This window comes from Bartonella fuyuanensis, from assembly GCF_014197255.1.
Lineage (GTDB): Bacteria > Pseudomonadota > Alphaproteobacteria > Rhizobiales > Rhizobiaceae > Bartonella > Bartonella fuyuanensis.
The window spans coordinates 1-5,725 of record NZ_JACIFE010000037.1 but is presented as its reverse complement, the minus strand read 5'-3'; the positions used below and the strand labels follow the sequence as shown (position 1 = coordinate 5,725).

At 43.4% G+C, this 5,725-nt stretch carries 6 protein-coding genes and 1 pseudogene; 4 read left to right on the top strand and 3 right to left on the bottom strand.

The window, feature by feature from the left end:
- The 4 genes and pseudogenes from GGR08_RS07485 to GGR08_RS07475 form a co-directional block, all read left to right on the top strand.
- Positions 1-402, top strand: a 402-nt coding sequence (locus GGR08_RS07485; RefSeq protein WP_246350213.1) for a ShlB/FhaC/HecB family hemolysin secretion/activation protein, incomplete at its 5' end; no start/stop codon positions are given.
- A 25-nt stretch (positions 403-427) separates the two neighbouring features.
- Positions 428-2,023: pseudogene (locus tag GGR08_RS08705) on the top strand (filamentous hemagglutinin N-terminal domain-containing protein); the annotation flags it as partial.
- A gap of 98 nt (positions 2,024-2,121) precedes the next feature.
- Positions 2,122-4,314: a hemagglutinin repeat-containing protein gene (locus GGR08_RS08700; RefSeq protein WP_425485761.1), complete on the top strand. Its 2,193-nt coding sequence runs from the start codon at positions 2,122-2,124 to the stop codon at positions 4,312-4,314.
- Positions 4,311-4,715, top strand: coding sequence for a hypothetical protein (locus tag GGR08_RS07475; protein WP_183194694.1), 405 nt, complete (start codon positions 4,311-4,313; stop codon positions 4,713-4,715). Before GGR08_RS08700 ends, GGR08_RS07475 begins: the two co-directional genes overlap by 4 nt.
- A gap of 19 nt (positions 4,716-4,734) precedes the next feature.
- Here the strand turns inward: GGR08_RS07475 and GGR08_RS07470 are convergent, their stop codons facing one another.
- The 3 genes from GGR08_RS07470 to GGR08_RS07460 form a co-directional block, all read right to left on the bottom strand.
- Positions 4,735-4,929 carry a hypothetical protein gene (locus GGR08_RS07470; RefSeq protein ID WP_183194693.1) on the bottom strand — a complete coding sequence of 65 codons (195 nt, stop codon included), beginning with the start codon at positions 4,927-4,929 and terminating at the stop codon, positions 4,735-4,737.
- Positions 4,930-4,939: 10 nt separating this feature from the next.
- Entirely contained in the window at positions 4,940-5,140 is a 201-nt protein-coding gene (locus tag GGR08_RS07465; RefSeq protein WP_015856172.1) for a helix-turn-helix transcriptional regulator, read from the bottom strand.
- Between the two features lie 207 nt (positions 5,141-5,347).
- Positions 5,348-5,725 (bottom strand): tyrosine-type recombinase/integrase (locus tag GGR08_RS07460; protein WP_425485760.1); only part of this gene is annotated, 378 nt, incomplete at its 5' end.

Sequence of the window (5,725 nt, the reverse complement as noted above, 5' to 3'; positions counted from 1 at the left end):
CTTTTAAGTGGTCAATATTCACCGCATAATTTATTGGGTGCTGAACAGATTTCGTTGGGAGGGGCTTCCAATGTTCGTGGCACGCGTGAGAGTTTTCTTTTTGGCAATAACGGTTTTTTTAGCCGGAATGATTTGTTGCTACGCACTATTCCGTGGAGCAATCACGCGACCTTTAAAAAAGTTTTTGGTGAACTTCGCCCTTATGTTGGTTTGGATTATGGGCGTGTGTTTTCGCAAGTTTTGTATGGGATTAAGAGTGACCAGCTTGCCGGTTGGACAGTAGGTGTCAAGCTTGCGGGAGGCATGATCTCTCTTGATGCCAGTTATTCCAGTATTTTTTGGAGCACAGTTAAGCACAAAAAATCAGGAACATTTTTTATGACATTAACAATGGAACTTTAAGCATTTTTTATTGGGGAATTAAAGTGTGAGATATGAGAAGAGAGAAGAAAGAGCAGCTTTATTAGGTGTTTTAGTCTCCAGTACGATGCTCAAAAAGGTTTTATTTGGGGGACTTGGTTTTTCTTGTTTGTTAGCCCCTTCAGTGTTACAGGCGCAAATTACTGTGGATCCTAACGCGAATGCCGCCTATCGTCCAGATATAGTGGTAGCGCCCAATGGGGTTTCCTCGATTGATATTGTTACTCCCAATGGCAAGGGTTTATCACATAATAAATATAACGATTTTAATATTGGAAATCCGGGTGTGATTTGGAACAATCATGCGCAAGAAGTAGGGCAATCGCAGTTGGGGGGCATTATGCCGGGCAATCCGCATTTGCGTTTCACGGGTTCAGCGAAAGTGATTTTAAATGAAGTGACCAGCAGCAAGCGCAGTGCGCTTCATGGTCCAGGAGAGATTTTTGGGAGCCCAGCCGATGTGATTATAGCCAATCCCAATGGGATAAGCTGTGATGGTTGTGGTTTTATCAATACGCTCCATGCGACCTTAACCACAGGTGTTCCCGAAATTGATGCGAGCGGTTTTTTGAAAGGCTTTGAGGTGCGAGGTGGGGATATTACCTTTGGTGCCAAGGGAGCCAATTTTTTCTCTGGTCAAGGAGCGGTTGATATTGTCGATATTGTCTCACGCACAGTGCATTTTGAAGGAGCTGTTGCGGGCAAGGAGATTGGAGTGACAGCAGGGACAGGTCACTTTGATTATGTTTCACGGGAAATTAAAGAATTGACCGATATTACTGGTAAACCGGAATATGCGATAGATGGTTCTGCTTTGGGGGCTCTAGAGGCGGATCAGATTAAACTTGTGGCAACAGAAAAAGGTGTTGGGGTTCGCATGCGCCATGATATGGCAGCCAATGCGGGGCAGTTGCATCTTTCTGCTGATGGGAAAATTTCATTGAAGAATGTTTTTGGTCATGGGGGTGTTGTCCTCAAATCGAAAAGCCAGAGCATATTGGCAAAACACATCACCTCGAAAAAGCATATTGATATTGCTGCCCATAAGGATGTGACGTTAGAAACGGTTGGCGCTGATGGTCATTTGAAGATAGAGGTGCAGAATGGGCTTTTATCGATTGCCGGTAAGGCAACCTCTGGGGGCAAGATGGAGCTTTCTTCGCGCCAGACACTTCAAGTTTCAGGGCTAGGGTCAGGTGCTGATATGGCTCTTGAATCGGGCGGAGACTTGAAGCTTGAGGGGATTATTTTAGCGCAAGAGAATCTCAAGGCGCAAGCCGGTGGTGATATACAAGCTCATTTTTTAGCCGGTGGGGTTGATATGGTGGCAACGGGTGCTGCTGGTGTTGTTGTTCTTGGCACCCAAGGGGATGTTGATCTCCAGAGCATTCAAGGTGCGATTGTCGCTGAAAGTGTTTATGGGGCAGGAGATAGCACCCTGGTTTCTCATAACGGGCTATCTGTTTCTCAAACAATTCTGTCGCATCACAATGTTGCCATTCAAGCACAACCAGAAACAAATGCCCCCGTTCATTTTGGGCAACTTTTAGCCTATGGCAAGGCAAATATTGAGGGTGAGGCGGTTGACTTTTCTTCGCTATTGATGCCGGCAATAATATCACCCTATCAGAAAGCTATGATACCTCTAACGCAAAAGAACAGCATGAAAAATCTTTTGCTGGTGTGACAGGCTCTGTCAATGTGGGAATTCTTAGTACAGTAAAAGATGTAAAGGATGCAGTCAAACGTTTTGGTCATGGGGATACAAAACACAAAATCGGCAATGGTCTTATTGCTGGTCTAAAAGGCTATGATCTCTATAACAAAGGCAAAGGTCTTTATAATGGGATGAAAGGTGGAAACAAACAGTCTATTCGTGATATTGCTGATGTTTCTGCTAGTGTAACCGTAGGCTTTAAGACAGAGAAGGCAGAAGCTTCTGTTGAGACCTCTACTGCGCTAACAGGTACAATAGAAGCAGGACGCGCTGTTAATATGCAAGCCCACAAAGGCAGCATCCATGGTGTTGGAGCCGATATTATCGCTGGTATAAACCCGATGCAAAGCAATGATGAACAGAGCGGGAATATCACCATGGAAGCAGGTAAAGATATCACTTTTGAAAGTGCGCAAAATACGCAAAGCACACAAAACCACACGCAAAGCGCTTCAATGAATATTGGGTATAGTTATGGTACCGGTGGTACAGGGTGGATGGGGAATGCTTCTTTTGGTAAAGGCAAGGGTTCCAGTGAGGAGGTTCACCAGAAGAACAGCCATATTATTGGCACCGGCACAGTTCACACAACGAGTGGGGCAAACACCACATTGGCAGGCGCCGTGGCTTCTGGCGAGCGTGTAGAAATGGGTGTTGGTGGTGATTTCTCCGTTACCAGCCGCAGTGATACGGTACAAAGTTCCAGCAAGCAAAACTCTGTTTCCATTGGTTACAATAGCCGAGAAAAGGATGGTACAGCCACAACCAATATTGCCTTGAACAAGGATAAATCCTCTAGTGATTATCATAGTGTTGTGGAACAATCAGGCATCAAAGCGGGTGATGGCGGCTTTAAGATCAACGTTAAAGATAAAACGACCCTAATTGGGGGGCTTATTGCCAGCACTGCGCCGGCAGAAAAAAACAGCCTGACCACAGGAAGCATTAGCACCAATGATATCAGCAACAGTGCCCATGCGCAAGCTAGCAGTCAAGGTTTAAGCATTTCTGCGGGTGGTCCGATGTATCAGGGCAAATATGGTGTCGGGAAAAACATTGTCAAAAATGTCTTAGATCATTCAAAAGCTAAAGATTCAGAGGAAGGATATACCAAATCCGCTATCAGCAATGGCACTATCGTCATTACTGATGAAGCAGGGCAGAAGGCACTGACAGGACAAGACGTGGAACAAGCCATAGCCTCCCTTAATCGGGATACTGCCAGCGCCCATAAGGGTGTAGAACAGCTCGATGTAGGCAAGCTGGAACAAATCGTCCATGAAAACCGTGAAATGGTAACTCAACTCTTAGAAGAAGGGTTTAAATACAGCGATGACTCCTATAAAACCATGTTTATCAAAGAGCACCCCATCGCCGTTGTCGACCGTGATGAAAAGGGCAATACAATCTATGAAATAGATGAAAATGGACAGTATATCAAAGGCGCTCGTGGACAACCTATCCCTAAGTTTCATTATTTAACGGATGAGGAAAAGGAACATTTGCAAGAAGGTGCTGATGGCAAGGTGCATGTGTCCCTCAATGGCATTTTTACGCCACCCTATGAAGCGGCTGTTTATGCAGAGCAACATGCGGAGAATAAAAATGTACCGCTTTATTTTGTTGTGTTCCCCCAAGCCGATTCTGCTATCTCAGAGCTTCTGGTTGCAGGCTATCAGAAGTTTATGGAAAATAACTTTTGGGGTTTGACCAATTCCACACAAGAAGCAAAAGATTTGGTGTATAGCCATGGTATTACAGGGTTAGAACTTTATGGACATAGTCGCGGGACAATGACATTGGGAAATATGCTGAATTCTTTCAAACAAGAAGGTGTAAATGATGTAGCAGGCAATACAACGATCAGTTTCCATGGACCAGCGGCTAATGTCTTGGCGGCATCCGGTCTGTTAGCTTATGTGAATGGTGGCAAACAAACCACTATTGGTTTTGATGGGAATAGATATGACTTTGTAAGCAGATTGATTGGCGGCAATGGCTATACCTACGAGACAATACCTGCTGGTAGTAATTGGTGGAAAGAAACATGGAATATGTTCTCAAATCCCAACAGCGTCCATACTTGCCTTGGAGATGTGGGTTATAGATGCCAAAAGTTTTACGGCTCATCTCATCGTGAACAATTTCCTTTAAGTAAATCATGGAGTAAAAAATGAAACACATTTTAAAGCTATTAAGTGGAATAGTTTTGGTGAGTGTAACTGGATGTAATATCGATAAACCTCCTCTAGGAGAGATAGCTACGTGGGAGAAAAATGGTGTTACTGATTTTACTGAGGTAGGAAAAGCCTTATTAGAATGTGGCATGCCAACCCCTTATGATACTGATCCAGAAAGCAGAAAGCTCAGCTACAATGCAATAGCGACCATAGAAGCTTGTATGATTCAATCAGGTTTTCGTGATAAAGTGGGGGGAGGGACTTGGTGCGAGAATCATAAAGCCGAAAACTTGCCCATTTGTCGTCCAGGCGCTGTTGTTCCACAGCGCAGTGTCAAGAAGCGCTTGAACAGCCCGTTTTGTAAAAAATATAAAAATAGTCGCAAATGCCAGCCTTAAGTTTTGCTGTTTGTGATGATTAACAATCCGCCATCCTTGCCTTCTCTTGGAACGGCGGGACTGTTCCCTCAATCCAACATTTCAATATTGTATGTAAAGCAATATGGCGTAGAATGTACTTAGTAATCCTATAACCAGGTTGCGATACAGGACGGTTTTTGTTATCATCCAAGTTGATGAGTTTGAGAAAGCCTTGTCCGTTCTTACGTGACAAGGTTTTCTTTTTATGCCGCGTCGTTATAACGTTGCTGTTTTGCTTGTTCGATGACATTCAAAAGATCTGATTGTAACCAACGGGATAAAAAACCAAATTTTAAAGGTTTTGGGAGAGAACCATTGGTAACATGACGGCGGAATGTTGAGACACTCATATGAAGCAATTTTGCACTTTCACGGTCTGTTAAAAGAATATCATTTTCTGTCATTCTAAAATCCTTTCACTATAAAAAAGAAAACAAACTATAACCATTTATTAACCACATTTTGGTTTATTTAGAAAGATGTTTTATTTATAGAAAACAATATTTTATCATATAAATTCTCATGTGATAAATTATGAGTCTAATTGAGAGGGAATGAGAGGGAAGAGAGCTAAAGTTATCCACAGATCATGGGGTTATGCACCCCATATCTTAAGATTGACCAGTGACATAAGCCGCCCATTTATCCATATAGACACGGCGTTGTTCTAGATAGTCAGTACGACGATAGGCACGCTCTACTTGTCCTCCTACCGTATGACTTAGAATGGTTTCAGCGACCTCATAGGGGGCATCGGTTGTTTCAGCGAGCCAATTGCGTAAACTAGAGCGAAATCCATGGGGGCAGGCTTCAAGGTTATTGTCTCTCATGTATTGAGCCATACACTTCGTAGCAAGAAGACCGCGACCAGTTGCAGAAAAGAAGAAATTATTGCGAGAAAGCAACCGCGCTTGTTTTAAAATGTCTAATGCTTCAGATGATAAGGGCACACGAAACTCTTTTGTTGTATCACGCTTGCCTTTCATATT

Bases quoted from the DNA above. Each gene is read 5' to 3' on its own strand.
- GGR08_RS07475 (WP_183194694.1), top strand. From the start codon at position 4,311: ATGAAACACATTTTAAAGCTATTAAGTGGAATAGTTTTGGTGAGTGTA.
- GGR08_RS07465 (WP_015856172.1), bottom strand. From the start codon at position 5,140: ATGACAGAAAATGATATTCTTTTAACAGACCGTGAAAGTGCAAAATTG.